24 protein-coding genes are annotated in these 24,561 nt (G+C 69.9%); 14 read left to right on the plus strand and 10 right to left on the minus strand.

What is annotated here, in order from left to right:
* Position 1: 1 nt before the first annotated feature.
* Positions 2-394, minus strand: a complete 393-nt coding sequence (locus RR1_RS05460; RefSeq protein WP_010836860.1) for a carboxymuconolactone decarboxylase family protein — start codon at positions 392-394, stop codon at positions 2-4.
* A gap of 25 nt (positions 395-419) precedes the next feature.
* Positions 420-1,757, minus strand: a complete 1,338-nt coding sequence (locus tag RR1_RS05465; protein ID WP_010836859.1) for a TIGR01777 family oxidoreductase — start codon at positions 1,755-1,757, stop codon at positions 420-422.
* A gap of 114 nt (positions 1,758-1,871) precedes the next feature.
* On the opposite strand from RR1_RS05465, the gene RR1_RS05470 reads away from it, so the two are divergent.
* On the plus strand, positions 1,872-3,353 hold the full coding sequence (locus RR1_RS05470) for an SDR family oxidoreductase (protein WP_010836858.1): 1,482 nt from the start codon (positions 1,872-1,874) through the stop codon (positions 3,351-3,353).
* A gap of 27 nt (positions 3,354-3,380) precedes the next feature.
* Here RR1_RS05470 and RR1_RS05475 read toward each other — a convergent pair whose 3' ends face one another.
* The gene (locus RR1_RS05475; RefSeq protein ID WP_010836857.1) at positions 3,381-4,247 is read right to left on the minus strand and encodes a hypothetical protein; all 867 of its coding nucleotides are present in this window, start codon (positions 4,245-4,247) and stop codon (positions 3,381-3,383) included.
* A gap of 204 nt (positions 4,248-4,451) precedes the next feature.
* On the opposite strand from RR1_RS05475, the gene RR1_RS05480 reads away from it, so the two are divergent.
* Positions 4,452-5,807, plus strand: a complete 1,356-nt coding sequence (locus RR1_RS05480) for an HNH endonuclease signature motif containing protein (RefSeq protein ID WP_072713606.1) — start codon at positions 4,452-4,454, stop codon at positions 5,805-5,807.
* On the opposite strand, the gene RR1_RS05485 is transcribed toward RR1_RS05480, so the two are convergent.
* Entirely contained in the window at positions 5,757-6,392 is a 636-nt protein-coding gene (locus tag RR1_RS05485) for a lipocalin family protein (RefSeq protein WP_051111128.1), read from the minus strand. The two genes, RR1_RS05480 and RR1_RS05485, sit on opposite strands and share 51 nt — an antisense overlap.
* Before the next feature lie 206 nt (positions 6,393-6,598).
* Between RR1_RS05485 and RR1_RS05490 the strand changes: the two genes are divergently transcribed.
* The 9 genes from RR1_RS05490 (at position 6,599) to RR1_RS05530 (ending at position 16,527) form a co-directional block, all read left to right on the plus strand.
* Positions 6,599-7,297: a fasciclin domain-containing protein gene (locus RR1_RS05490; RefSeq protein WP_040772802.1), complete on the plus strand. Its 699-nt coding sequence runs from the start codon at positions 6,599-6,601 to the stop codon at positions 7,295-7,297.
* A 162-nt stretch (positions 7,298-7,459) separates the two neighbouring features.
* Positions 7,460-9,613, plus strand: a complete 2,154-nt coding sequence (locus RR1_RS05495) for an MMPL family transporter (RefSeq protein ID WP_010837894.1) — start codon at positions 7,460-7,462, stop codon at positions 9,611-9,613.
* A 5-nt stretch (positions 9,614-9,618) separates the two neighbouring features.
* Entirely contained in the window at positions 9,619-10,965 is a 1,347-nt protein-coding gene (locus RR1_RS05500; protein ID WP_010837893.1) for an NAD(P)/FAD-dependent oxidoreductase, read from the plus strand.
* Positions 10,962-11,747, plus strand: coding sequence for a DUF1365 domain-containing protein (locus RR1_RS05505; RefSeq protein ID WP_010837892.1), 786 nt, complete (start codon positions 10,962-10,964; stop codon positions 11,745-11,747). Before RR1_RS05500 ends, RR1_RS05505 begins: the two co-directional genes overlap by 4 nt.
* Before the next feature lie 2 nt (positions 11,748-11,749).
* The gene (locus RR1_RS05510) at positions 11,750-13,042 is read left to right on the plus strand and encodes a class I SAM-dependent methyltransferase (protein WP_010837891.1); all 1,293 of its coding nucleotides are present in this window, start codon (positions 11,750-11,752) and stop codon (positions 13,040-13,042) included.
* A complete protein-coding gene (locus RR1_RS05515) occupies positions 13,039-14,292 on the plus strand; it encodes an SAM-dependent methyltransferase (RefSeq protein ID WP_010837890.1) in 1,254 nt (417 codons plus the stop codon). The genes RR1_RS05510 and RR1_RS05515 overlap by 4 nt, the downstream gene beginning before the upstream one ends.
* A complete protein-coding gene (locus RR1_RS05520; protein ID WP_010837889.1) occupies positions 14,289-15,095 on the plus strand; it encodes a DUF1295 domain-containing protein in 807 nt (268 codons plus the stop codon). The genes RR1_RS05515 and RR1_RS05520 overlap by 4 nt, the downstream gene beginning before the upstream one ends.
* Positions 15,096-15,151: 56 nt before the next feature.
* Positions 15,152-15,733, plus strand: a complete 582-nt coding sequence (locus RR1_RS05525; RefSeq protein WP_010837888.1) for a sigma-70 family RNA polymerase sigma factor — start codon at positions 15,152-15,154, stop codon at positions 15,731-15,733.
* Entirely contained in the window at positions 15,730-16,527 is a 798-nt protein-coding gene (locus RR1_RS05530) for an anti-sigma factor (protein ID WP_010837887.1), read from the plus strand. The genes RR1_RS05525 and RR1_RS05530 overlap by 4 nt, the downstream gene beginning before the upstream one ends.
* On the opposite strand, the gene RR1_RS05535 is transcribed toward RR1_RS05530, so the two are convergent.
* Positions 16,513-17,778: a cation:proton antiporter gene (locus RR1_RS05535; RefSeq protein ID WP_010837886.1), complete on the minus strand. Its 1,266-nt coding sequence runs from the start codon at positions 17,776-17,778 to the stop codon at positions 16,513-16,515. The genes RR1_RS05530 and RR1_RS05535 overlap by 15 nt on opposite strands.
* 33 nt (positions 17,779-17,811) lie before the next feature.
* A complete protein-coding gene (locus RR1_RS05540; RefSeq protein ID WP_143153723.1) occupies positions 17,812-19,362 on the minus strand; it encodes a tryptophan 7-halogenase in 1,551 nt (516 codons plus the stop codon).
* A 255-nt stretch (positions 19,363-19,617) separates the two neighbouring features.
* Here RR1_RS05540 and RR1_RS05545 point away from each other — a divergent pair, with 255 nt between their 5' ends.
* Positions 19,618-19,878 (plus strand): MerR family transcriptional regulator, encoded by a 261-nt coding sequence (locus tag RR1_RS05545; RefSeq protein WP_010837884.1) that lies wholly within the window; start codon positions 19,618-19,620, stop codon positions 19,876-19,878.
* A 3-nt stretch (positions 19,879-19,881) separates the two neighbouring features.
* On the opposite strand, the gene RR1_RS21855 is transcribed toward RR1_RS05545, so the two are convergent.
* Positions 19,882-20,145 carry a hypothetical protein gene (locus RR1_RS21855; protein ID WP_143153724.1) on the minus strand — a complete coding sequence of 88 codons (264 nt, stop codon included), beginning with the start codon at positions 20,143-20,145 and terminating at the stop codon, positions 19,882-19,884.
* Positions 20,146-20,448: 303 nt separating this feature from the next.
* Between RR1_RS21855 and RR1_RS05555 the strand changes: the two genes are divergently transcribed.
* On the plus strand, positions 20,449-21,690 hold the full coding sequence (locus RR1_RS05555; protein ID WP_238558974.1) for a DICT sensory domain-containing protein: 1,242 nt from the start codon (positions 20,449-20,451) through the stop codon (positions 21,688-21,690).
* A gap of 10 nt (positions 21,691-21,700) precedes the next feature.
* Here RR1_RS05555 and RR1_RS05560 read toward each other — a convergent pair whose 3' ends face one another.
* The 3 genes from RR1_RS05560 to RR1_RS05570 all read right to left on the minus strand — a co-directional run bounded on the left by RR1_RS05560 (position 21,701) and on the right by RR1_RS05570 (position 23,555).
* Complete coding sequence (locus RR1_RS05560; RefSeq protein WP_010837881.1) at positions 21,701-22,003, minus strand: DUF4193 domain-containing protein; 303 nt, start codon at positions 22,001-22,003, stop codon at positions 21,701-21,703.
* 164 nt (positions 22,004-22,167) lie between these two features.
* Complete coding sequence (locus RR1_RS05565) at positions 22,168-22,902, minus strand: SDR family oxidoreductase (RefSeq protein ID WP_010837880.1); 735 nt, start codon at positions 22,900-22,902, stop codon at positions 22,168-22,170.
* Positions 22,899-23,555 carry a LysE/ArgO family amino acid transporter gene (locus RR1_RS05570; protein ID WP_010837879.1) on the minus strand — a complete coding sequence of 219 codons (657 nt, stop codon included), beginning with the start codon at positions 23,553-23,555 and terminating at the stop codon, positions 22,899-22,901. The genes RR1_RS05565 and RR1_RS05570 overlap by 4 nt, the downstream gene beginning before the upstream one ends.
* 92 nt (positions 23,556-23,647) lie before the next feature.
* Here RR1_RS05570 and RR1_RS05575 point away from each other — a divergent pair, with 92 nt between their 5' ends.
* Positions 23,648-24,547 carry a LysR family transcriptional regulator ArgP gene (locus RR1_RS05575; protein ID WP_010837878.1) on the plus strand — a complete coding sequence of 300 codons (900 nt, stop codon included), beginning with the start codon at positions 23,648-23,650 and terminating at the stop codon, positions 24,545-24,547.
* Positions 24,548-24,561 lie beyond the last annotated feature (14 nt).

Below are 24,561 nucleotides of genomic sequence, written 5' to 3' on the forward strand. Positions count from 1 at the left end.
GTCAGTCGGTCTCGTCGAACACTTCCTGGACGACGGTCATCGCCGAGAGGCCGGCCGGTGCGCCGCAGTAGGCCGTTGCCTGCACGACGACCTCGACGATCTCCTCGCGAGTGAGGCCGTTGCGCAGTGCGCCACGGACGTGACCACGCAGTTCGCCGTGCGCACGCAGCGCGATGAGCATGCCGAGGTTCACGAGGCTGCGGCTACGGCGGTCCAGGCCGGGACGGTTCCACACGGCGTCCCACGCGTGTTCCGTCACGAACTCCTGCATCACCTGGCTCGCGGTCCCCTCGGTGCGGGCGAGTGCCCGATCGACGAACTCGTCGCCCATCACCTCCCGGCGCACCCGGAGTCCTGCCTGCACGGCGTCGCCGAATCTGCTGTCGTCGCTCATGGCTCCAGGGTACGAACCGCGCAGCTCACTCCTCCAGTCGGCCGCACTGGTGCCGCAGACACTCCTCGAGTTCGGGGAAGCGGAAGCGGTGGTCCACCTCGGTCAGTCGCGCGGGCACCACACGCTGGCTCGCGAGGGCGAGTTCGTCGGCACCGCGACGTCCCAGCAGGATTCGCGGCCCGAGCGCGGGTACCGGGACGAGCGACGGACGTCGCAGCACGCGCGCGAGGACCCGCGCGTACTCGTTGCCGCGCACCGGCTCCGGCGCGACCGCGTTGACGGGACCGATGAGCGAATCGTCGACGAGGGCACGGTGATAGACGTCGACGAGATCGTCGAGATCGATCCACGACAACCACTGCTCGCCGTTGCCGAGTCTGCCGCCGACACCCGCCTCGAAGATCGGGCGCTGCAGCCGCAACACGCCGCCGCGCGTCGACTGGACGATGCCCGTCCGCACGTTCACGACGCGCACGCCGGCGGTCTCGGCGACAGCGGTATCCGCTTCCCAGTCGGTGACGACGTCGGCGAGGAAGCCGTCGCCGGGATCAGCGTCCTCGTCGAGGATCGCGTCGCCGCGGTCGGCGCCGTAGAATCCGACGGCCGACGCCGACACGAACGTCCCCACACCCGAACGGGCCGCGAGTTCGGCGAGGCGTCGCGTCGGCCCGATCCTGCTCTCACGGACCTTCTTTCGATGCTCGTCGCCGAATCGGCCGAGGATCGACGACCCCGCGAGATGCACGACGGCGTCGACACCGGTGAGCAGGCCCTCGTCGGGATCGTCGGGCCGCCAACGACGTTCGTCCGGTGACGAGGGTTCGCCACGGACGAGCCGGACGACGCGATGCCCACCCGAGGTGAGGAAGGCCGTGAGCGCCGTCCCCACGAGTCCCGAGGAGCCCGACACCGCGACGGTCAGCGGCCGTTCGAGATAGCCGCGCGCCCACCGGTGTGCCGCGAGATCCTCGCTCAGCTGGAGGTGCCGATACCGGAACACCGGGCGCAGCACGAACGCCGGAATGCGGGTCTCGACGCGGTCGTGCACCTCGGTGCGCTCCGTATCGACCTCGGTGAACGTGTGCGTGTGACGCCACGGCACGAGCGTCGACAGCGGTGCCGCGGCGGAGTAGTCGGCGAAGCGTTCGGGCGGATCGTAGGCGTCGGGGTCGTGCTGGGCGACCCACGTGAGGCCGGGAGCGACAGAGAGTTCGGCGCGGCCGTCCGCCAACGACGCGGCCTCCGCGACGGGCCGCATCGGCAGCCACGGTGGTGAGAGCCGCGTCAATGCTCCTGGACGAGCGTGCCACTCGAACACGTCCTGCCGCGGGTGCTGCACCGTCCGCACGAAATCCAGGCCCATTCCTCGACGGTAACGGTTCGGCGAGGCCGCAGGGGGTGGTCCGCGAGGCGCATTCTGTCGCAACGTCTGCAGCGTTCGCCCCGGCAGCCCGCGACCGGCGGTTAGCGTCGAGAGATGAACGGGCAGCGAGTCCTCGTGACCGGTGCGACCGGCTACATCGGCGGCCGGCTCGTCCCGCGGTTGCTCGCCGCCGGGCACACCGTGCGCGTCCTCGCGCGCACCCCAACCAAGCTGCAGGATGTGCCGTGGGCAGGCGAGGTCGAGATCGTGCAGGGCGATCTCGGTGACGTCGCGTCGCTGCACCCCGCGCTGCGCGGCATCGATGTCGCGTACTACCTCGTGCACTCCATGTCGGGTGGCGACGATTTCGAGCGACAGGAAGCCGAGGACGCAGAGAACGTCGCCGCCGTCGCGTCGGCCGAGCACGTCGGCCGCATCGTCTACCTGGGCGGACTCCATGCCGACGGCGAAGCGCTCTCACCACATCTGCGCTCGCGGACGCGTGTCGGCGAGATCCTCACGGCATCGGGAGTCCCGACGATCGTGCTGCAGGCGGGCGTCGTGATCGGTTCGGGCTCGGCGTCGTTCGAGATGATGCGGCACCTCTCCAACCGATTACCGGTGATGACGACGCCGAAATGGGTGAACAAACACATCCAGCCGATCGCGGTGCGCGACGTCCTCCATTACCTCGTCGCGGCGGCGGATGCGCCGTTCACCGAGAGCCGCGCATACGACATCGGTGGCCCCGACGTGCTGCGCTACGGCGAGATGATGCAGATCTACGCCGACACGGCGGGGCTCATGACCCGGCGGATCGTGGTGCTGCCCGTCCTCACGCCCCGCCTGGCGGGGCTGTGGATCGGTCTGGTCACGCCGATTCCCCGGTCGATCGGCCGCGCACTCATCGAGTCCCTGCGGAGCGACGCCGTGATGCACGAGCACGACATCGACGATGTCGTCCCGCCGCCCGACGGCGGACTCACGCCGTACCGCAGCGCCGTGTCGCTCGCGTTGCGCAGGATCGATGCGGGCGAGGTCGAGACGACGTGGGCGGGCGCCTCGCCGGACGGAGCGCCGTCCGATCCGCTGCCCTCCGACCCGCAGTGGGCGGGCGAATCCGTCTACACCGACGAGCGGTCGGCGGAGTGCGACGCCGACGCCGCCGTGCTGTGGGATGTCGTCGAGAGCATCGGCGGCGAGAACGGCTGGTACTCCTTTCCGCTCGCGTGGTCGGTGCGCGGCTGGCTCGACCGGATCGTCGGCGGTGTGGGGCTCACGCGCGGACGCCGCAACCCGCATCGGCTGAACGTCGGTGACCCGCTGGACTTCTGGCGAGTCGAAGCGATCGAGCGTGGCTCGCTGCTCCGGTTGCGGGCCGAGATGCGCGCACCCGGCGGTGCGTGGCTCGAATGGCGAGTCGGCGAACTCGGCGACGGACGCTCGCGGCTGGACCAACGTGCGATCTTCTTCCCCCGGGGCATTGCAGGCCGTGCCTACTGGTACGGCATTCTCCCGTTCCACGGCGTCATCTTTCGCGGCATGATCACCAATATCACCGGTGCGGCCGAACGGATTGCGAACGAGGAGCCGTGAGCGGGTTGTCCGCCGGACTCGAGCCGGTCACTTGCATTCGGTGCCCAACAGCGACTCCGAAAACGACGAGCGTTCGGCCAGCATCGAGACTAGACCGGCCGCGAACTGCGAGGGGTCCCGAATCTGCACGATGCCTCCGGGAAGGAGGAACCGTCCGGCCATCATGTCGTCGTCGGTGGGGAACTCGAAATCCAGTCGATAGCAGCAACCGTTGCGGATCAATTGGAAGGTGAGCGTGACAGTCTTGCCGCCCACCCATTCGAGGGTGAGCGGCCGGATGTTGTTTCTGATCGCCGCCTTCCTCGATACGCCACCCAAGACGGCGTCGAACGAGTCTCTGAGCCCGGAGCCGACCGGTGGTGGCGTAGCTCGTACCGGCCAATAGGCGCCCCGACGGTCCATGAAGGGCAGGTAGAACGGCCGGTTCAGTGAGCGATACACCACGATGGGGCGGGGGTCGTCGGGGCCGGTCCGTACGACCGAGTAGAACTCGTGCCGCGGCGAGTAGGCGTGCCAATCGAAATCGCCAGGTGCCTCGATCTGGTCCCGTGATTGTGAGAAGAACACTGCGGCAGCGACGACCGTGCTCGGTGTCGCTGGGTGGGCATAGGAGTAGATCGGGCCTTCCCCGATCGGCGCAGCATGACGGAGCGCCTCGATCGCGACACTCGCCTCCTGCGAGCCCGATCGAACCCAGAACCTGAGTACTGCATTCCCCTGGGCGGGAACGAACGTGCCGTCGTCGTCGACGGACTGCTTGTTCAACTTGATGATGGTGGACGCGCCGCCGAACTCGATCGAGTATCCGCTGATGTGGGTCGGCGCATCCCCCAGGATGGCGTCGATGTCGAGTCCATGCGTGCTGATTGGGACTGGATGCCGGCGGTCAGACATGCTGTGGCCGGGGATCCGGGGTCGGCCTTGTTAGGGATTCACGGTGCGTCGTCATGTGGTCAGCGCTTCCTTGGACTCCGCACGTGGCGAAGACGCCGACTTTACGCCCATGTCGCAGGTGCCAGCCTGTCCACAGGTCTGTGGTTATCCCCAACTGCAGAAATAGGTCTTGTGTCGAACGGGCATTCGAACTAGGTTTGTCGCATGGAGTCGGGGGATTCACACACAGCACACGGCGTAGACGCGGTCTGCGTCGAGCCGTGGCAGCTCGGTGACGCCGAACTGTCCGCCGCGGTGCTCGATGTGTCGCGGCAGATCGAAGTGTTGCAGGCGCGGCGCATCACGCTGATGGGTGAGGTCGCCGATCGTGGTCTCGCGACCGGGGCGGGCTACCGGGATGCCGGGTCGTGGCTCGCGGCCCACTCGATGCTCGAGATCGGTGAGGCACGCGACGTCACAGCGCTGGGAACGAGCCTACGGACGCAGCCCGAGATCGCTGCCGCCGTCGCCGAACAGCGCATCTCGCCGCGACACGCAAGCATGCTGTGCGGATTCTTCGACACGCCGCCGTCGCTGCTCGCAGCACTGGCCGACACCGACCCGGACGAGCACGCGGCAGTGATCGCCGCATGCCGCGACGCGCTGCTGGCGGCCGCAGTGCCGGGCCCGGAGACCGCGACGAAGTCGGTGCGCACCGCGATCGAGACGCTGCGGGTGCGCCTCGACATCGACACCGACGGCCCGACCACTCGCGAACGCGACGACCTCAACACGCTCACCGTCTCGAACACCCTGAACGGCAGGGTCGTGCTGCACGGCGACCTCGACGCCCTGTCCGGTGAGATTCTGTCGACTGCGCTGTCGAAGTTGTCGGCACCTCGGCCCGCAGCGGACGGGACCCGTGATCCCCGCTCCGCCGGGCAACGCCGCGCGGACGGACTCATCGAGATCTGCCGACGCCACCTCGACACCGGCGACAACGGACACGAAGCCGCCGAGAAACCCCACGTCACCGTCCTCATCCACCAGCGCGACCTGAAAGCACAGCCGCAAGGCCGTGACGAACGGGCCACCGTGTCCGTCACCGCACTACTCGACGGCATCGGTCTGCCGTGGATGCCGTGGGGAGGCACACTTACGCCCGAGACGGCGCGTGCGGTGGCGTGCGATGCGCAGGTGACGCCGATCGTGATCGACGACCACGGCGTCCCACTGAACATGGGCCGCACCACGCGGCTCGTCACCTCCGCACAACGCCGCGCGTTGACTGTCCGGGATCGTGGCTGTGCCTTCCCGAACTGCACCGCACCCGTGAGCTGGTGCGAAGCACACCACATCACGCACTGGGCCGACGGCGGAGCAACCGACCTCGACAACATGGTGCTGCTCTGCGGTCGGCACCATCGCCACATCCACCACAGCAACTGGCGGATCTTCCCGACACCGCGAGGGCGGCCACGCTTCGAACCTCCCGGCTTCGCGCCGCCTCCCGCGGTCGGGCTGCCGGAATCAGACCGTGCAGAGCGGCCGAATGTCGTCGCGCCCGCCGGTCACGGGTGAGGTGAGGACGAGACACGCGTTGTAGCCGCGTGATTCGACGACCTGGCGAATCTCCCGCCAGCCGGCGTCGTCGACGGCGGGGGTGCGCGACAGCACGAATCCGGAGGTGCGCAGCGGGTCGCCGACGAGCGCCCACGAGTAGTCGTCCGTGATGTACGTGACGATGTAGTTGGGTGGCCCGTCGAGCGAATCCTGGAACGGGACGCCCGGGAAGCTCACGTGCAGCTGCGCGCTCGTCACCGGATCCACGACGCGCGCGTTGCCCTCGATCCCGCGCTCGCTGCCGTCCCACGACGTGCACCGGTTGGACACCCCGATGTTCGTGGCGTCGATCTCGGTGTACGTGGCGACGGTGTCGCGCGCGCACTGGAGATTGAACGGCTGCGGTACCGCCGCGAGCTGGTACCACGATCCGAGGTACCGCGCGGCGTCGAGCGACCGCACCGGTTCGAGCGGACCGGGGAGAACCGACGATCCCTGTGCGGCCGCCGGGGCGGCGGTCGCGAGCGCCGCGACGGCAGCCACGGCCGCGCCGATCCCGGCGATCCGCGTCCGGAAAGTTCCGCGTGCTGTTCTCCTGCGCATGACGTACCCCATCTCGTTGTGGTCGTGCCCATCCAGTGGTGGTGCTGCAGTCGTCGCGGCGTGGTTCCACACGTCACTTGTTCGTCATTCGGGGCCGGATGGTGCGTGGATTGGCCGCAATTGCCGAGTTCTCCGAATCACGCCCATCCGGGTGGCGACTCGGCCGCGAAGCCCACACGACCGTGACAGTTCGATCCATAGAGGTGATGGCAGTGACCACGATCCACATCCGCAGGACCACACGAGTTCTCGCCGCAGCGGCGGGCGCATCGGTGCTGATGCTCGGCGCCGCCTGTACGTCCGACGACGGCGGCGACACGGCGACCACGACCGGTGCCATGACGGGCACCGAGACGGCGGAGACGTCCGCACCGATGGAGACGTCCGACGCGGAGGGCACGGGCGCGATGGGCGCGGCGAACCTCGTCGGCCCCGGCTGTGCCCAGTACGCCGGGATGGTTCCCGACGGCCCGGGTTCGGTCGATGGCATGGCCGAGGACCCCGTCGCCACGGCGGCGTCGAACAACCCGATGCTCACGCAGCTCACCGCAGCGGTGTCGGGCCAGCTCAACCCGAACGTGAATCTCGTCGACACGCTCAACGGCGGCGAGTTCACCGTGTTCGCACCGGTCGACTCTGCGTTCGGGGAACTCGACCCCGCCACGGTCGAGACACTGAAGACCGACTCCGACCTGCTCACCCAGATCCTGACGTACCACGTGGTCCCGGGCGAGCTCGCTCCCGACCAGATCGACGGAACCCACACCACCGTCGAGGGCGGCGACGTCACGGTGACGGGCTCGGGCGACGACATCATGGTCGACGACGCGTCGGTCGTGTGTGGCGGCGTGCAGACCGCGAACGCCACCGTCTACCTCATCGATTCGGTCCTCATGCCGCAGTGATCGTGGCGTGACACGCCGACGGAGCGGGGCGTTCGCACTTTGTGAGTAAGCCCGCGATCGTCCCACGGAACCCGGCGGGAGCAGTAGCGTCTGCTTCGCCGGGTTCCGTCGTGTCCGGTGCGCGGCAGTGGCCGTCGTACCACGCGCAGTCGAGAGGTCTCCATGAATTCGCGTGTTGCAGAAGGTGATCGCTCGTCACGTGTCGCGACGTCGAAGTGGCGCTGGATCGTTCCGGCGGTGCTGCTCGTGGTGTGGCTTGCGATCGCGGGTATCGGCGGGCCCTTCGCGGGCCAGCTCACGTCGGTGCAGTCCAACGACAACACGTCGTTCCTTCCCGAGAGCGCCGAGGCGACGCAGGTCGCCGAGCTCTCCCGCGAGTTCGACGATTCGGAGGAGATTCCCGCACTGATCGTCGCCGAACGCGACGGGCCCGTCACCGGTGAGGATCTCGCCTATCTCGCCGAGCTGGCCGAACGGGTGGCCGGTTCCGGTGGCGTGACGGAGACGGCGTCGCCGCCGATCGAGTCGGACGACGGGCAGGCCGCTCAGATCGTCGTCACCGTCGACGGCACCGAGCCCGGCGACGCCGTCGAGGCGATCCGCGACATGATCGGTGAGGGAACTCCCGACGGGCTCTCGGTGTATGTGGCGGGGCCCGCGGGGCAGGCCGCGGACCTGTCGGCGGCGTTCGCGGGAATCGACGGCATGCTGCTGCTCGTCACCGGCATCGTCGTCATGATCATCCTGGTCATCGTCTACCGCAGCCCGATCCTGCCGCTCATCGTCGTGCTGTCGTCGCTGTTCGCGCTCGCACTGGCCAGCGCCCTCGTCTACGCGCTGGCGAACGCCGGTGCGATCGTCCTCAACGGGCAGAGCCAGGGAATCCTCTTCATCCTCGTGTTCGGCGCCTCGACCGACTACGCGCTGCTGCTCGTCGCGCGATTCCGGGAGGAGCTGCGGGACACCGAGAACAAGTTCGTCGCGATGGCGCGGGCGTGGAAGGGCGTGCTCGAGCCCGTCTCGGCGTCGGCCGGCACCGTGATTCTCGGTGTGCTGTGCTTGCTGTTCTCCGAGCTCAACTCGAATCGCGGCCTCGGACCCGTCGCGGCGCTCGGCATCGCCGCCGCATACCTCGTGTCGCTGAGCTTCCTGCCCGCGGCGCTCGTGCTCGTGGGGCGTGTCGCGTTCTGGCCGCGCAGCCCGAAGGCCGAACCGCATTCCCAGGACGGGCTGTGGTGGCGGCTGTCCGGAAAGGTCGCGGGCAACTATCGCCGCGTGTGGATCGTGACGGGCATCGCGCTCGTCGTCATGGCGGCGTTCCTGCCGACGCTGAAGTCGAGCGGTGTGCCGCAGACGTCGCTGTTTCTCGGTGAGACCGAGTCCGTCACCGGCCAGGAGGTCCTGGCAGAGCACTTCCCCGGTGGTACCGGGTCGCCCACGATCGTCATCGCGAACGCCGACGCGGCGGAGGACGTCGCGCATGCGGTCGAGTCGGTGGAGGGAACGGCCTCGGAGGTCACGCCTGTGACGGAGACGGGTGCGCCGGACGCGCCGCCCGTCGTCGTCGACGGCCGCGTCCAGCTGCAGGTGACGCTCGCGGACTCCCCCGACTCGGACGCCGCCGAGCAGACGGTCGTCCGTATCCGCGACGCGGTGGGCGACGTCTCGGGTGCCGACGCCCTGGTCGGTGGCCCGACGGCGACGCAGCTCGACACCAACACGACCGCTGCGCGCGACCGCGCCGTCATCATCCCGATCGTCCTGGTCGTGGTGTTCGTGATCCTCGCGTTCCTGATGCGCGCGCTCGTGGCCCCGCTCGTGCTCCTCGCGACGACGGTGCTGTCGTTCGCATCGGCGCTGGGAGTGTCCGCGATCGTGTTCAACCACGTGATCGGATTCGACGGCTCCGATCCCGTCGTGCCGCTGTTCGCGTTCGTGTTCCTCGTCGCGCTCGGGATCGACTACAACATCTTCCTCATGACGCGCGTCCGGGAGGAGACGATCCGGCACGGCACCGCCGAGGGGGTCCGGCGTGGTCTCGCGATCACGGGCGGGGTCATCACGTCCGCGGGTGTCGTGCTCGCCGCGACGTTCGGCGCGCTCGCGGTGATCCCGTTGCAGTTCATGGCGCAGATCGCGTTCATCGTCGCGTTCGGTGTGCTGCTCGACACGATCGTGGTGCGCTCGCTGCTCGTGCCGGCGATGACGCTCGACATCGGATCCCGGATCTGGTGGCCGTCGCGGCTCGCTCGCAGCGACCCACCCGCCCCCGAGACCCGTCAGCGGGCCATCCCCGAGGGCCGCGGCTCCGAATAGGGGGCATGGGGAGACACGAGAAAGACGACAGCGACGGCGATCCCGGCCTGCGGCGGATCGCCGTGGTCGGGAGCGGCGCCGCCGGGCTGGTCGCGGCCCACGAGCTCGCGCGGGCCGATCACGTCACGCTCTACGAGGCCGACGACCGGCTCGGCGGCCACGCCCACACCCACCGGTTCGAGTTCGACGGCCGTGCGGTGCACGTGGATTCGGGCTTCATCGTCCACAACGACCGCACCTATCCCACGCTGCTGCGGCTGTTCGACGAACTCGGCGTCGCGACGCAGGAATCCGACATGTCGATGTCGATCCGCGACGAGGAGACCGGGCTCGAGTACGCGGGGGCGCGGGGCTGGCGCGGGCTGTTCCCGACGTCGGCGAATCTGCGGCGGCCGCGATTCTGGAAGATGCTGGTCGACGTCACGCGGTTCCACCGCGCCGCCCGCGCAGCGCTGGCCTCCGGTGACGGCGACGAGACGCTCGGCGACTTCCTCGATCGGCACGGTTTCGACGGATACTTCCGCTCCTGCTTCGTGACGCCGCTGGTCGCGGCGGTGTGGTCGTGCGACGCGCAGCTCGCGATCCGCTATCCCGCGCGCTACCTGTTCGCGTTCCTGAGCCATCACGGGATGCTCACCGTGTTCGGTTCGCCGACGTGGCGCACCGTCACGGGTGGCTCCGCGCGCTACGTCGAGGCGATCGAGGCCCGGCTCCAGACCGTCCTCACGGGCACTCCCGTCACCGAGATCCATCGGCTTCCCGACGGCGTGCGCATCGTCGACGGCGCGGGCGGCGACCGGATCTTCGACGGCGTCGTCGTGGCGGCGCATCCGCGGCAGGCGCTCGCAATGCTTGCCGCCCCCACCGATGCGGAGCGCGAGATTCTCGGCGCGATGCCGTACTCGCGCAATCACGCGCAGGTGCACACCGACGAGTCGCTGCTTCCCCGTGCCGAGCGTGCGCGTGCGTCGTGGAACCACGTCACCCCGCGCGGCGGCGATGCGGGTTCGGTCGTCGTCACGTACGACCTCACGAGGCTCATGCGGCTCGATCACCCCCGTGACCGGCGGATCCTCGTCACGCTCGGCGGCGGCGACTACGTCGATCCCGCGACGGTGCTCGCGGAGACGACCTACGAGCATCCGCAGTACACGCCCGACTCGGTCGCGGCGCAGGCGCGGCTCCCGGAACTCGCGTCCGATCGGCTCGTGTTCGCGGGGGCGTATCACGGGTGGGGATTCCACGAGGACGCCGCGCTCTCGGGGCTCCGCGCGGCCGAGCGGCTCTGTGCGAATCGGGCCCCGGCATCGCACCGAGAACCCGAACCCGAACCCGCACAGGAGCCGGCATGACTTTCGGTGGCGCGGCGCTGTACTCGACCCGCATCCGGCATGCGCGAACCGGCCCGGTGCGCAACGTCTTCGCGTACCGGAGCCTGTCGTGGCTCGTCGACGTCGACGAACTGCCGCGCGCGCCCTGGTATCTGCGGCCCGTCGTCGGGTTCCGGGCGGCCGATCACCTCGAACCGCCCGCGCCCGGGGAGCCGGACACCCTGCGCAGCCGCGCCGAGTCGGTGCTCCGCGGCGAGGGCATCGAGATCGGCGGCGGCAGCATCCGGGCGTTGCTGAACTCCCGGACGCTCGGGTACGTCTTCGATCCGCTCTCGCTGTTCTGGTGCCACGACCGCGGCGGCGCCCTCGTCGCCGTGATCGCCGAGGTGCACAACACCTACGGCGGACGGCACGCCTACGTCGTCCGGGCCGGGAGCGACGTCGGGTCCGGGAGCGACACCGCCGCGGCGCACACCGTGCGCAAGAGTTTTCCCGTCTCGCCGTTCAACGACGTCTCGGGCCACTACACGCTGCGCGTGCCCGAGCCGGGCGAGCGGCTGGCGGTCGACGTCGTGCTGCGCCGGGACGGGCAGCCGCCGTTCACCGCGACGATGCGCGGCACGCGACGAGCGGCGTCGCGACGCGCGGTGATCGCGGCGGCGGTGAGCACACCGCTGGCCCCGATCGTCGTCGCGGCCCGCATCAGGATCCAGGGAATCGGTCTGTGGGCGCGCGGACTTCCGATCACGCGCGGCGCCACCACCGACGGAAACCTCCGTGTCGAGAAGGAGACGGTCTCGTGACAGTGAACGAAACCCGTACGGAGAGCGGGCACGACACCCGCCCGGCGCCGGACGAGAACGTCTGGCCGGGGCTCTCGGCGCCGCCGGCGGGATTGCGAGCCACGGTCTCGGCGCGCGTCGTCGACCGGCTGCTTCGCCGGGCGGCCGGGACGCTCGCCGTCCGGATCGAGTATCCCGACGGAACGCTCGTGGGCGGCGCCGTGGACGATCCCGCCGCGCCGCGCATGATCCTGCGCGACCCGCAGGCGTTCGCGCGCCGTGTCGGCCGCTCGGGGCTCATCGGCTTCGGCGAGTCGTACATGGCGGGCGACTGGACGTCGCCGGACCTGTCGGCGGTGCTCACGGTGTTCGCGCAGCAGATGGCGAGCCTCGTTCCGAAACCGTTGCAGTGGCTGCGCGCCCTGGTGCTGGCGAGCCGGCCGTCGTCCGAGAACGGCACGGCGGAGAACGCGCGTACGAACGTCTCCCGCCACTACGACCTCTCCAACGAGCTGTTCGCGGCTTTCCTCGACGACACGATGACGTACTCGTCGGCGGTGTTCGGCGAACTCGATCCGCCGCCGCGCTTCGACGACCTCGCCGCAGCGCAGCGCGCCAAGATCGACCGGCTGCTCGACGCCGCGCGCGTCGGACCGGGCAGCAGGGTCCTCGAGATCGGGACCGGATGGGGCGAGCTGTGCATCCGCGCGGCGGAACGGGGAGCGACCGTCCGCTCGATCACGCTGTCGAGCGAACAGCGCGAGCTGGCCCGCGAGCGCGTCGCCGCGGCCGGCTACGCCGACAGCGTGCAGATCGACCTGCTCGACTACCGCAGTCTCGACGGCAGCTACGACGCCGTCGTGTCGGTCGAGATGATCGAGGCCGTCGGCGAGCGCTACTGGCGCGACTACTTCCGTGTGATCGACGACGTGCTCGCGCCGGGCGGTGCCGTCGCGATCCAGGCGATCACGATGCCGCACGACCGGATGCTCGCGACGCGCCGCACGTACACGTGGGTGCACAAATACATCTTTCCCGGCGGGATGCTGCCGTCCCATCGCGCGCTGGACGACGTCACGCGGCAGCACACGTCGTTGCGCATCGTCGACACCGCCTCGCTCGGTCCGCACTACGCCGAGACGCTGCGACTGTGGAAGACGCGGTTCGCGGCGGCGGCCGACCGGGTCGCGGCCCTCGGCTTCGACGACACGTTCCGGCGGATGTGGCACTTCTATCTCTCGTACTCGGAGGCGGGATTCCGCTCGGGGTACATCGACGTCGAGCAGATCACCTTCGCGAGGACGGAGTCGGAATGAGTGTCGCGACGGAACTGGAACGAGCGCTGGCACCGTTCGCGGGAGGCGCACTGCCGGTGCGGCTGACGGCCTGGGACGGCAGCGTCGCGGGCCCGCGGGACGCTCCCCGTGTCACGGTCTCGAGCCCGAACGCGCTCGCGCGGCTGTTGTGGAACCCGGGGGAACTCGGTGCGGCACAGGCGTACGTGAGCGAGGAGATCGACGTCGACGGCGATCTCGGCGAGGCGCTGGAGCACGTGTGGGAGGTCGCTGCGCAGCGTGGGCTGCGGGGTGTGCGGCCCGGACCGAAGGCGATTCTCGCGGCGGCGCGGGTTGCGATCGCGGCGGGAGTTCTCGGCCGCCGGCCATCGAATCCGGCGAGCCAGGCGAAGGTTCGCGGCAGGCTGCACAGCCTTCGGCGTGATCGCGCCGTGATCGGGCATCACTACGACCTCTCCAACGATTTCTACTCGCTGATACTCGATTCCCGGATGGCCTACTCCAGTGCGTATTTCGGGATCGATCCCCAGGTTTGTGCACAGGTTGGGGATGAAACCGCGCTCGAAGCGGCACAACTCGCGAAACTCGACCTCGTCTGCGACAAGGTCGGGCTGCGCCCGGGCGCGCGCTTCCTCGACGTCGGGTGCGGGTGGGGCGCGCTCGCGATCCACGCGGCGCACACCCGTGGCGCGCGGGTTCTCGGAATCACGCTCTCGCGGGAACAGAAATCGTTCGCGGACAAGCGGATCGCAGACCTCGGTCTCGAGGAGCGCGTCGAGATCCGGTTGCAGGACTACCGCGAGACTCCGGAACGCGGCTTCGATGCCGCGGCGTCGCTCGAGATGGGAGAGCACGTCGGGGACGCGAACTATCCGTCCTACGCGCGGATGCTGCACGACGCCGTCCGGCCCGGCGGGAAGGTTCTCGTGCAGCAGATGTCCCGAGACGGCCGCCATCCGGGCGGGGGTCCGTTCATCGAATCGTTCATCGCGCCGGACATGTCGATGCGGCCCGTCGCGCGGACCGTCGCCGCCCTCACGGCCACCGGGCTCGACTTCGTCGAGTCGCAGTCGTTGCGCCGTGACTACGTGTGGACGGTCGACGGCTGGCTCGCGAACTTCCGCCGCAATCGGCGCGAGATCGAAGCGATGGTGGGGCTCGAGGTGGCGCGCGTGTGGGAGCTGTACCTCGTGGGCGGCCGGATGAGTTTCGACAGCGGCCGCATGGGGGTCGACCAGATTCTGCTGCGACGACCGGGAGGTGACGCATGAACGGGTTCTCGCTCGGCGGCTTCGCGATCGTCTCGATCGCGTCGCTCGCCGCGCTCGCCGTCGTACAGGCGGTGACGTTCGTGATCGGGCGCCGCGTCGGCCGCTGGGCCGTCGTCGACGTCGCGTGGGGTCCGGGATTCGCGGTGGTCGCCGCCGTCGGACTGCTCGTCGGCAACGGCGACACCGCGCGGGCGCTGCTGCTGTTCGTCCTGACCTCGGTGTGGGGGCTGCGGCTCGGCCTGCACATCGCGCGCGAGTCGCGGGGCAAGGGAGAAGACCCTCGCTACGAGGACATGCTGGAGCGTGCGGGCGGCGGCACGACGGCGACGGTGATCCGGAAGATCTTCCTGACGCAGGGCGCGGCGCAGTGGTTCGTCTCACTGCCGCTCCAGGTGTCGGCCGCTGCGGGCCCGACGACGGGCCTCGGGACGGTCGTGGCGGCCCTCGGTGTCGCGGCGTGGCTCGTCGGCTTCGTGTTCGAGGCAGTCGGCGATCTGCAGCTGTCCCGGTTCAAGGCGGATCCCGGCAATCGCGGAAAGATCATGGACCGCGGGCTGTGGGCGTGGACGCGGCACCCGAACTACTTCGGCGACGCCGCCGTCTGGTGGGGACTGTGGGCGATCGCGGCGAGTGCGTGGCCCGGTGTGCTCACCGTCGTCTCGCCCCTCGTCATGACGTACTTCCTCGTGTTCGCGACGGGCGCACGGCTGCTCGAGCGTTCGATGGAGAAGCGTCCCGGCTATCGCGACTACCAGCAGCGCACGAGCTTCTTCGTGCCGCTGCCACCACGCCGAGGGGAGTAGTCCGGATGACGGGGCTCGCTACGGCTACGCTCGGCGTCGATGAGCGGATACAGCCGATGAAGAGCGCCGGGCCGGCCGACCACGCCCGCGAGAGCGAGCGTCTCGCCGAGCTTCTCGGCCGGGTCGCCGGTGGCGACAGCGCGGCGTTCGGGGATTTCTACTCCCACACGAGCGCCCGGGTGTACGGCATGGTGCTGCGCGTACTGCGCGATCCCGGCTACAGCGAGGAGACGACCCAGGAGGTCTACCTCCAGGTCTGGCAGAACGCCGGATCGTTCGACGCGAAGCAGGGTTCGGCGATGTCGTGGGTCGTCATGCTCGCGCATCGGCGCGCCGTCGACCGCGTCCGTTCCGAACAGGCGGGCACCGAACGCGACGCGGTGTACGGCGCCGCGACCTGGGCGGGTGCGTTCGACACCGTCGCCGAGGAGGTCATGGTGCGCGCCGAGAGCAACGAGGTCGGCGACTGTCTCGGTTCGCTGACCGAGGTGCAGAAGAGGTCCGTCGTGCTCGCCTACTACGGCGGTCTCACCTACCGCGAGGTCGCCGAGCGGCTCGCCGTCGCGCTGCCCACCGTCAAGACACGAATCCGCGACGGCCTGATCCGGCTGCGTCGCTGCCTGGGGGTGGCGGCGTGACCGAACTCCACGACACCGCACCGGGCGAGCCCACCGACCTGCAGGAGCTTGCTCCGCTCTACGCACTCGACGCCGTCGACGACGCCGAACGCCGCGAGATCGACACGCTCGTTGCACGGGCGCCCCGTGAGGAGCGCGAACGGTTCGAGGCGATCGTCCGGGACACCCGCGAGACGATGGCGGCGCAGTCCGCCGCGACCGCGCAGACCCCGCCCCGGCACGTGTTCGAGCGGGTTCTCGCGGGAATCGCAGCCGCGGGCTCCCCCACCCCTCCCATCGAGTCCGGCCACTCCGACACCGAGTCGCCGCCGCCGACCGACCTCGCGGCCCGCCGCCGGACGAGGTTCGCGCTCGCGATCGCAGCTGCGGCGGCGGTCGTCGTCGTCGCGATCGGGGCGGTGTCCGTCGTCCTCGGCAGCGACCCCGATCCCGGGCCCGCACCGGCGCCCAGCGTCACCGAACAGGTGCTCGCGGCGCCCGACATGCGCATGGTGTCGGTCCCCGTCGAGGGTGGTACGGCGGTCGTCGTGTCGTCGGCGCAGCACGACGCGGGCGTGCTCATGATGAACGACGTCCCGCCGCCGCCCGACGGCTCGGCCTATCAGCTGTGGCTGCTCGGCGAGGGCCACTCGCCGCGGTCCGCGGGCGTCATGGAGCCGGGCGACGTCGGGCCGGCGACGACGGCCGTCGTCGAGGGCATCGAGGGATCGAACGCGCTCGCGTTCACCGTGGAACCGCCCGGTGGTTCGCCGCAGCCCACGAGCGATCCGTTCGCCTACCTACGCTTCGGCTGATCTCGCGCGCTGCGTCTCGGCGTCGGTGACCGGCGAGCGGCGCATCGTCCACATGAGCAGCGGGCCGGCCATGATCGACGTCGAGATGGCGACGAGCACGACGATCGCGTACGACTCCGCGGTGAGGATGCCGAGGCCGACGCCGATCATGGCGATCACGATCTCGACGGCGCCGCGCGCGTTGAGTCCGGCGCCGAGCGCGAGCGAGTCCCAGTGCCCGATCCTGGCCGCCCGCGCACCCGCGTAGGCGCCGGCGAACTTCGCGGCGACGGCCACCGCGAGCACGGCGAGCCCCGCGACGAGGACGTCCGGCTGCGCGAAGACGCCGAGATCCACGCGCAGCCCGGCTGTCGCGAGGAACAGCGGTGCGAAGACGGCCGCCGTCACCGTGCGCAGCGGCGCGAGCAGCGCCGGGGAGATACGGCGGAGCGCGAATCCGGCCGCGAACGCGCCCAATACCGCCTCGAGATGCATCGCCTGCGTGACGGCGCCGCCCGCGAGGATCAGCACGACGGCACAGGGCAGCACGAGCGAGGGCGAGCGCGACGCGACCGTCGCGACGGGCCGCCGCGCGAGAAGAGCCACGACGACGACGGCGAGCACGGCACCCAGCGAACCCGCGACGACACCGACCTCGACCCCCGACGTGACCATCGCCGCGGTCACCGCGAGCAGGATCCAGCCGAGCGCGTCGTCGATCGTGCCGGAGACGAGCGTGAGCTGTCCGACGTCGCGGTGCAGCAGACCGAGGTCGGCGAGTGTCTTCGCGATGACGGGCACGGCGCTCACGGCGAGGACGATCCCGAAGAACAGCGCGAACGACAGGTCGTCGGCGTCGTCTCCCGCGAGCGACGACGGCAGCAGGTAGCCGAGGGCGATTCCCGCCGCGAGCGGAATCGCGAACGCGCCGAGGCTCACCGACGCGACCGCGCCGCGTCGTGCGCGCAGGAACCCGACGTCGAGGCTCGCGGCCGCGAGCCCGACGAGCAGCAGCAGCCCGAGGTGGGCCGCGGCGTCGAGCAGATGCCACTGCACCGGATCGGCCGGGAACAGCCGCGCGTGCATGCCCGGGGCGACGGTCCCGAGCAGCGACGGGCCGACGACGATGCCCGCGAGCAGTTCACCCGTCACGGGCGGCAGCCCGATCCGGGCCGCGAGTCTGCCCAGCGCCAGGGCCGCGGCCACGAGCACGGCGACCTGCGTGATGAACGGCAGCAGGACGTGCGGGTCGAGCGGCGGCGCGAACGTCACGACGCCGTGCCGGTCACGAGGCCGCCGCGTCGGTCACGAGACGGCCCGGACTGCGGGTTCGGCCCACGACAGACCGTCGGCGGACGGGACGAGGCCGCCGTCGAGCAGTGGGGCCTCGACGGTGCGCGATCCCATCGCGCCGCGAGCCTGGAGTGCGTTCATCTCCTCCATCACATCACGCACGACGGGTGCCTTGAACAGGTGGTTCATCCGCTGGCCCGAATCGGTGTCCATGCCACCGGTCCTCGCGGCCGCCTCGGTGAGTTCGGCCGTGGATTCCCGGAACCGGATGACGACGGCGTCGGCGTCGGTCAGTGCGTCCTCGCCCGAGTACGCACCGGCGACGAGCGAGACGAACGCCGTCATGTCGGTGCGGTCGAAGCCCGTCACCTTGCGGGCACGCCAGAAGTACGAGTCCTCGCTCTGCTCCATGTCGTAGAACGCCGACAGGAACTCGTAGAAGACCGCGTACTCGCGGCGGTAGCGGCCCTCGAATTCGCCGAACGCGCGCTCCTCGGTGAGCTCGCCCGCGAGGACACTGTTGATCGACCGTGCCGCGAGCACACCCGAATACGTCGACAGGTGCACGCCCGTCGAGAACACCGGGTCGATGAAGCACGCGGCGTCGCCGACGAGGACCATCCCGTTGCCCCAGAAGCGGGTGTTGGCGTACGAGTAGTCCTTTCGCGTCCGGAGCTCGCCGTAGACCCCGTCGGTCACGCGTTCGGCGTCGGACAGCATGTCGCGCACGATGTCGCAGCGGTCGACGAAGCGCATCAGTGCCGCCTCGCGGTCGCCCTGCACCTTCGCGGCGTGCTCCTTCGCGATGACGGCGCCGACGCTCGTCAGCTCGTCGGAGAGCGGGATGTACCAGATCCAGCCCTCGTCGAACGCCGCGCACAGGATGTTGCCGGAGTCGGGTGCGGGGAAACGCTCACCGCCGGTGAAATATCCGAAGAGCGCGACGTTCTGGAAGAACTCGGAGTAGACGCGCTGTGCGCCCGCGTGCCGAGTGAGCCGGGTCTTGTTGCCCGAGGCGTCGACGACGTACCGTGCCTCGATCTCGTGGACGGCGCCGTCGCGGCCGGAGTACCGGACGCCCACGACGCGTCCGGTGTCGTCGGTGAGCACGTCGGTGACGTCGCACTCCTCGCGCACGTCGGTGCCCGAGCGCGCCGAGTTGCGCAGCAGGATGTCGTCGAACTTCATCCGCTCGACCTGATACGCGAACGACTGCGGGCCCGCGAATTCCGGTGTGACGGCGAACAGGAAGTTCCAGGGCACGGGGTTGGTGCCCCACCGGAAGCTGCCGCCGCGCTTGTGCATGAACCCGGCGTTCGCGATCTCCTCCTCGACGCCGAGCAGCCGGCAGACGCCGTGCACCGTCGACGGCAGCAGCGATTCGCCGATCTGGTAGCGCGGGAACCGTTCCTTCTCGAGCTGGACGACGGTGTGCCCGCTCTTCGCCAGCAGTGTCGCGACGGTCGAGCCGCCGGGGCCGCCTCCCACGACGACGACGTCGGCACGCTCTCGGACGGGGGCGCTCACACGCCGTTCGGGGGTGGGGTCGACGGGAAGGCTCATCCGGGCTCCTGGGGACAGCAGACAGTCAGGTGTGGCTATCCTTACCCGTCGGAGCCGGATCGACAAGATCGTCGATCCCGCCACCGGACCGCAGTCCACCCCAGCGGTAGCTCGCGCGCTGCTAGCTTTCGAGAACAGCGGTCGCCCGATCGGAGAGCGAGGGGACCAGTCGAGCGGAAGGGCCGAGGAGCCCCACAGGCACCGGCAGAGGACACGAGGCCGACGAGTCGCAGGACCAGAGAAAGGGTTGAGGTCGTGGGAGACGAACACGAACCGATCGATATCGGGGCGGTCACGGCGACGGGACGCACCGTCTCTCCCGTGGGACCGCAGACGATGCGCGTGTTCGAGCGGTACGGCGTCGTGGTGCCGTACCTCGACAGCAGGGGACGCGCCGTCCACACCGAGGAGTCGTACGAGCGTGCCGCGCTCGCACTCGCGTACGTCGAAGCGGGCTATCCGCTGAGCAGTGTGCGCGAGTTCCTGGACGACGACGTCCAGCAACGCCCGGTGTGACGTTCAGACGCTGCGCAGCGACCGCGGTTCGTCCGGCGGGCTGAGCCAGCTGCCCTGGACCTGAGCGACGGCCGCCGAGTAGGCGTCCGCGATCCAGCGGTGCGAGGCGCTCGCGAGGACCGTGGTCCCGGTACGCGAGCGCGCCGCGAGTTGGACCCGCCAGTGCGGGCCACGTGATTCGGTGCTCGTCGTCGCGTCGAATGCGGTGGGAGCGGGAGGTTCGCGGTCGACTTCGGCGAGAAGATAGCGGTCGTGATCGAATTCCACGCGCCACCAGCGGCGGGCATTGCCGTGCACCTCGAATGCGGGTCGATCACACATCAACGAGAGTGCGAGCCCGACGTCGTGGAACTGTACGTCGGAAAGATGTGCCTGAGCGGATGCCGATTCCTCGAAGGTCGGCGTTGGGCAGGCGGGGTTCGGGTCGGGCACGAGGGGCCCGACGGCCCCGGTGGGTTCCTTCATCCGGTCCTCATTGTGAGCCACCCTAGCAGCACCCGCCGACCACGCCACTACCTGCGACAATGCGCGAGCGCGGCCCGTTCGGGGCGGTGCTGACACACTGGGGACGTGTTCACTCTGACCGGACCGCTGTCCCAGACCGTACGAGCCGAGACGACGGGCGGGCTCGCGGTTCGGCCGTGGTACGCGCCGATGCGCCGCCTGGACGACGACCGGCTCGCCGCCGTCGACGTCCAGCTGCGCGCCGACGACGGCGCCACCACCGCCGCTCTCCGCGCCGCGGCGGGAGCGATGAGTCAGCGTCGCGAATTCGATCGGCTGTCGTGGTCGGTCGCGGCGGCGAGTCCCGTCGCCGACGTGCCCGCGCTCGTGTCGGTCGATCTGGAATCGCTTCGCGCACTGGGCGAGTGCGGCGACGCACCCGCCGACGCGACCGGCCGGCGCGCGATCGTCGTCATCACCGAGGAGTCGTTGTCCGCCGATCCCGCGCGGACGCTGCGCGAGGTGTCACTCGCCCGCGCCGCGGGGCATGCGATTGCGGTCGACGGCGTGGGCGAACGCCCGCGCGCCGTCGCATTGCTGCCCGTCGTGCGGCCGGATCTCGTCCTGCTCGCGCCCCGCATGGTCGCCGAGCGTGCCGACTCCCGTACCGCCTCGGCGGCGCACGCCGTCGCGGCGCACGTCGAACGCACCGGCGCGCTCGTCGTCGCAACGGGCGTCGACACGCCGTTGCATCGGCGCCGCGCGCTGGGGCTCGGTGCGACGTACGGCACAGGTGAGCTGTATCCCGCCGCCGCCGATCCGGCACTGCTCGGTGCCTCGGCGACCGATCCGTTCCCGGTGGCTGCCGCCCCGGGGGCGACGGAGTCCGGGACGTCGCCGTGGCGGATCGCATCCGTCGGCAAGCAGCCGGTGCGGAGCCTCAAGCGGCTGCTCGTCACGATGAGCACCACGCTCGAGGTCCAGGCGGCGGCGTCCGGACCCGAGACGCTCGTGCTCGGCACCTTTCAGCGTGCCGAGCACTTCACCCCCGCGGCGTGCACGCGCTGGCAGGTGATGGCCGATCGCGTCGCCTACTGCGGGATCTACGGAGTGGGGATGGAGCCGAACGTCCTCGACGGCATCCATCGGGCACCGATCGACGAGAGCGACGATCTCGTGGAGGAATGGAACGTGGTCGTGCTGGGCCCGCACTTCGCGTGCGTGCTGTCGGCCCGTGACCTGCACAGCGGATCCGGCGATGCCGACCGCGAATTCGATTACGTCGTCTCGTACGACCGTGACGTCGTCGAACGATGTGCGCGTTCGGTGCTCGATCGCTTCGGCAGCGCGGAGGCTGCCGAAGCGTGACGGCGGGAGGTCAGCCCGCGCAGTCCTCGCAGACCATCTCGCCGCCTGCGTTGCTCGCGAGGTTCGAGCGGTGGTGGACGAGGAAACACCTCGAGCACGTGAATTCGTCACGCTGCTTGGGAACGACCTTCACGCTGAGCTCTTCGCCCGAGAGGTCCGCGCCGGGCAGCTCGAAGGACTCGACGGTTTCGCCCTCGTCGACGTCTGCGGCAGACGTCTGCGACTCGTTCCGCTTGACCTTGAGTGCCTCCAGCGAATCGGCGCCGATCTCGTCGTCGACGGTGGTGCGCGGGGCGTCGTAGTCGGTGGGCATGGCTTCCTCCTGGCAGGTCTTCGTGGGCCTTCCGGCACTTTCTACCAACGAGCGAGACGTCGATGGGCCGAACCGGGTGACTCGACAACGCTCGGGGTTCCCATTTTGTGCCCGAGAAGAACCATGTTCGACGAGTTTTTCTCGGACGGAGCCTGGGATCGAGGTCAGCGTACGCGCAGGGCGACCTCGACGGGGTGTGCATCGGCGGGCGTCTCGACGGCGTTACGCACCGCTGCCGCTACGGTTTTCGGGTCGAGGAAGGCGTCGGGGCGGTAGTCGCCACCCTCGTGGGCGACGATGGCTCGTTGCATTTCGGTATCGATCCGTCCCGGGTGTATCGATGTGACACGAATCTCCGGCTCCTCGCCCCGAAGTGCGTCGGCGAACGCCTTCAGCGCGAACTTGCTCGCGGCGTACGCGCCCCATCCGGGATTCGCGCGCAGTCCCGCGCCGGAGTTCACGAACACGACGTGACCTCCGGTGCGCCGCAACGCAGGAAGTGCGAGCCGCGTCAGTTCGACGACGGCGAAGAGGTTGATGTCGAAGGTGCGCTCCCACTGCTCCGGGGTGCTCTCCTCGGTGGTGCCGAGTTCGGCGATCCCGGCGTTGTGTACGAGGACGTTCAACGGTTCGCCGTCCGAGAGTCCCGCCGCCGCGCACGCGTCGGCGAGTCGCTGCGAATCGGTCAGATCGGCCACGAAAGCCTCGGCCCGGCCGGGCAACTCGGCGGCGAGCGACTGCGCGTCGTCGGCAGTGCGGGCACCGAGCAGCAGGTCGTGAGTGGGTGCGAGCTCGCGCGCGATCGCGGCGCCGAGGCCACGGGTGCTTCCGGTGACGAGTGCGCGGGGCCTGGCGGGGGTACGGGATTCGGGGGCGGCGTGCGGTGCTGCGGACGTCATGGCGCCAGGCTAGCGACGGCCGCGCCGCCGCCGGGCGTGCTCGCGACGAGTCCGACCGCGAGCACGATCATGAGGGTGGCGACGGCGGCGTCGAGCACCCGCCATGCGCGCGGCGTCGCGAGGACGGCGCCGAGGCGTCGCGCACCGAAGCCGAGCACCGTGAACCACACGATGCTCGCGACGATCGCACCCGCCGCGAACAGCCACCGGCCGTCGCCGTGCCGTGTGCCGATCGAGCCGAGCATGACGATGTCGAGATAGGTGTGCGGGTTGAGCCACGTCAGGGCGAGGCACGTCGCGAGCACCGCCCACCCGGAACGCGCGGACGAATCCGAGGGTGTGAGGGCGTCGCCGGACGGCCACAGCGCGCGCCGGGCGGCGAACAGGCCGTACGCGAGCAGGAACGCCGCCCCCGCGAACCGGACGACGTCGATCGCCCCCGGGGCGCGGGAGAGCAGGGCCGAGATGCCGGCGACGCCCGCGACGATGAGGACGAGGTCGGACACGACGCACACCGCGACGACCGTCCCGACGTTGCGACGCAGTACCCCTTGCCGCAGGACGAACGCGTTCTGTGCGCCGATGGCGGCGATGAGCGAGATTCCGGTGCCGAAACCGGCGGCGAGCAGCGATGCGGACGAGAGCAGGGGCATTGGCTCGACGCTAGAAGCTGCGAAGCCTGCAGTACAGCTAGAGTTTCTGTGGATACTGAAGGAACGCTTCATATGCCCGAGTGGAGGTGCCCGTGGACATCGAGTTCTCTCAACTTCGGACGTTCGCCGCGGTCGTCGACGAGGGGACCTTCGACGCCGCGGCGCGGATCCTGCACGTCACGCCGTCGGCGGTGAGCCAGCGGATCAAGGCGCTCGAGCAGCAGGTCGGCCGGGTGCTCGTGCAGCGGGGAAAGCCGGTACGGCCGACCGAGTCGGGCGAGATCGTGTTGCGGATGGCGCGGCAGGTCGCGCGCGTCGAGGCCGACGCGATGGACGCACTCGTGCCCGACGGCGGCGGGGCGGCCACCGTGAGTGTCGTCGTCAACGCGGATTCGCTGACGACGTGGATGATCCCGGCGCTCGCGCGGGTGTCGAGCGAGGCGAACGCGACCTTCGAGCTGCACCGCGCCGACGAATACCATTCGACCGAACTGCTCCGGGACGGCACCGCGATGGCCGCCGTCACCTCGGAACCCGAACCGGTACAGGGCTGTTCGGTGTCACCGCTCGGCAGCATGCGGTATCGCGCGATCTGCAGTGCCGAGTTCGCGCGGCGGTGGTTCGAGCGCGGTGCCGACGCCGGGCTCGCAGCCGCGCCGATGCTCGTCTTCGATCGCAAGGACGACCTGCAGGCGCGCTTTCTGCGCAGCAGGCCGGGTGCGCGCGACGCCGATCCCCCGCGCCACTACATCCCCGGCTCGACGGCGTTCGTGACGGCGCTGCGGCTCGGCCTCGGGTGGGGCATGGTCCCGGACCTGCAGGCGGAGGCGGATCTGCGCACCGCGGCCCTCGTCGAGGTCGTGCGCGACGCCGTGATCGACGTCCCGCTCTACTGGCAGCGGTGGAAGCTGGATTCGCCGATCCTCGCCGCCGTCACCGCTGCGGTGGAGGCCGGAGCGCGCGAGGCGCTCGAGCCGTTGCAGCCCGCCTGACGTAGCCGGGGCGG

The sequence above is a fragment of the Rhodococcus rhodnii NBRC 100604 genome (assembly GCF_001894925.1).
Classification (GTDB): Bacteria; Actinomycetota; Actinomycetes; order Mycobacteriales; family Mycobacteriaceae; genus Rhodococcus_F; species Rhodococcus_F rhodnii.